This is a genomic window from Caminibacter sp. (genome assembly GCF_053999135.1).
On sequence record NZ_JBMXVQ010000057.1, the window covers coordinates 1 to 2,911 of the forward strand.

General features: G+C 29.7%; 2 protein-coding genes and 1 pseudogene. 2 read left to right on the forward strand and 1 reads right to left on the reverse strand.

What is annotated here, in order from left to right:
• Window positions 1-859 (reverse strand): 4Fe-4S binding protein (locus ACXJH6_RS04590; protein ID WP_456470587.1); only part of this gene is annotated, 859 nt, incomplete at its 3' end.
• A 134-nt stretch (window positions 860-993) separates the two neighbouring features.
• Between ACXJH6_RS04590 and ACXJH6_RS04595 the strand changes: the two genes are divergently transcribed.
• A complete protein-coding gene (locus ACXJH6_RS04595; protein ID WP_456470588.1) occupies window positions 994-2,091 on the forward strand; it encodes an ABC transporter substrate-binding protein in 1,098 nt (365 codons plus the stop codon).
• A pseudogene (locus ACXJH6_RS04600) lies at window positions 2,088-2,911 on the forward strand (sensor histidine kinase); the annotation flags it as partial. The gene ACXJH6_RS04595 and the pseudogene ACXJH6_RS04600, both read left to right, overlap by 4 nt.

The window sequence follows — 2,911 nt, forward strand, 5'->3', positions numbered from 1 at the left end:
GTTCGATATTCAAGTTTTCTATTAAATCTTCAGGAACTATAAATGGAATATGCCCTTTATAAAATTTTGCGATTTCTGTGAATGTTTCTCTTGGAATTGCACTGAAATCAAGCGCTCCGCTTGGACATACACTCACACACCCTCCGCATCCGTCGCAGTCGATATGGGAAAAGAGCAGTTTTTTTTCTTCGTTTATTTTCATTATTGCATTAGTAGGGCATACATCTACGCAGTTTCCGCATGTTTCTGCCAATACCCTGCCGTTGTATTGGCATATGTTGATATCATAGATGATAAAGTTTCTGTATTTATATATTCCTGTTCTTTTGTTTAATATTTCTTGAGCTTTTTCTATGCCGATATCTAAAGGGTCTATTATACCCCTTTGTCTGTATGCAATTTCAGGGGCGTTAAACCAGAGGGCCTGGTCCACAACCAAAGGAATGATTTCTCCGTTTTTGTCAATTGTAAATTCAAGGTTTCCTATAGTGCCTTTAATCTCTTTTATCCATTCAGGAAGTGCATAGTAAACCTCAAAATTTTCGGGATTTATCTGTTCGGCTTCTTCTTTAGTGCCTATTATTAGCAGTCTGTTTCCGATTTTTTTTTGATATTCGTTGTATTTGGCATTGTCGAATTTAACGGCTCTGATTTCATATAATTTTTCAAGAGCATTGATTTTATTTAAAATACTCTCTTTTGAATTTTTTATATAAAAATCAATCTCGGGGGCGTAAATTTCACATTCTATTTTTTTGGAGTTGGATATAATTGCTTTTGTAGAAGTGTCGTTTGTGTGAATTATGTTTTCCGGGAGTGGAAAATCGAGTTCGTTTGAAAAATATACAAATTCATACATTTCGAACCTTTTTTTTTGATGAAAACATTATAACACTAATAAACTTAATGTTTGCTTAAACAGTAAAACAAAACAATTATATAAGGCACTTTATTGGCACATTTTTTTGTTTTTATTTATACAAAAGGCAAAATATGAAAAAGAGTTTAATTTTTTTATTATTTGTTATAGTTATAATATTTTACTTATTTAACTCTTCTAAACAGGAATATTTAATAGGTTCTTCACTGCCGCTTAAAGGTATTATGTCGGATATGGGAAATTCCGTAAAATCGGGAACAGAGCTTAGTTTAAAAATATATGGGAAAAAACTTGATAAAAAAATCAGATATCAATTTTTAGATGATAAATATGAGCCTAAACTCACGCAGGAAAATATAAAAAAACTTTATGAAAACAATCTTTTTCTGCTTTACGGAATAGTCGGAACCCCAACGGTAAAAGAAATTTTACCTTTTCTGAATGATAATTCAATTTATCTTTACGCTCCTTTCAGCGGAGCGGAGTTTTTAAGAAAAAATAAATATGTAGTTAATTTCAGAGCGTCATATAAAGACGAGGTAAAAAAAATTATAAATTATTTATTAGAGCATAATTTAACTAAGATTGCCGTTTTTTATCAAAATGACGAATACGGAAATGAAATATACTATGATACGTATGAGATTTTAAAAAAGAGAAATTTGAATCTTTTAACGGCCGGAGCGTATAAAAGAAATACCTTTTTTATAACTCCCGCTTTTAATGAAATAGCAAAAAACAGACCTCAGGCTATAATTATGGGAAGTACTTCAAAAGTCAGCGCGATGTTTATAAAGAAATATAAAAAAATAGACCCAAAAGTAGTGTTTTGTACCGTTTCATTCGTTAATCCGGACAGTTTGGTAAAACTTCTTAAAAACAGGGATAATATAATTTTTTCGGAAGTAGTGCCGTATTATAAAGATAAGTCGATAAAAGAAGCCGTTTTATTTGAAAAATATTTTAAAAAATACTGTCCTGAAAAAAAGCCTACATTTTTTGCGTTTGAAGCATATCTTGCGAATAAGATTCTTTTAAGGGCATTTGATAAGCTCACGTTTCCTTATACGCCCTCACATTTGGTAGGTATAATAAAAAGTACACCTTCAAATTTTTTAAAAGGCGTTAAAATAGAATATAAAAACAATCAGCTTTTAAATAAAACGTATCTTTTTAAATATGAAAACAATACTTTTAAAGAGTTAAAATGAATACCAGGTTTTTAGACAGGCTCGGATTTTTTACAAAAACGAAACTTTTGATATTTGTTATATTTTTTTCCATGATTACAATTATTGTTTCGTCCCAGTATTCCATATTTACGTTTAAAAACGATATTGACACTCTTTTTCAGAAAAGAACTGTACCTGTCGTAAAACTCGAAAATATAAAAGACTTATATAAAATAAATATTTTTGAAACGATAAATCAATATAAAAGAGGGGAAATTAATTTAAAACAGGCAAAAGAAGTAATTACTTTGGCAAAAGAACTTATAGATAGAGAGTGGGAGTGCTGCTTTATGAAACAATTTTCGAAAAATAATTTTGAATCGCTTGTAATGGAAAACGTTTTAAAACTAAAAAACAGAATAAATCTGCAAATTGAAAAATTTTTAAAAACTTCGGAGGTGAATTTTGACGAACTGAAAAATAACATAAATACAATTAATATTTATTTTTCGGAATTGATTAATTTTAATATTAAAAAGGCAATTGAACAGAAGCAAAAAACTGATAAAAGATTTTCTTTGGTAATAAAAGCTTCCGTAATGAGTATTGTAATTGTTTTTATTTTTAGTATTACTCTTGTTATTTTAATAGTGGAAAATTTTAAGAAAGTTCATATTGACCTTGAGGAGAAAGTCAGAGAAAAAACAAAAGAACTCGAAGAGATTAATAAAAATCTTGAAAAAAGAATTAAAAAAGCCGTTGAGGAAAACAGACGCAAAGATAAGATAATGTTTCAGCAAAGCAAGCTTGCGGCAATGGGGGAGATGCTTCAAAACATTGCCCATCAGTGGAGACAGCC

What these genes read in the sequence shown, in the direction of transcription:
- ACXJH6_RS04595 (WP_456470588.1), top strand. Translation starts at nt 994, where the DNA reads ATGAAAAAGAGTTTAATTTTTTTATTATTTGTTATAGTTATAATATTT.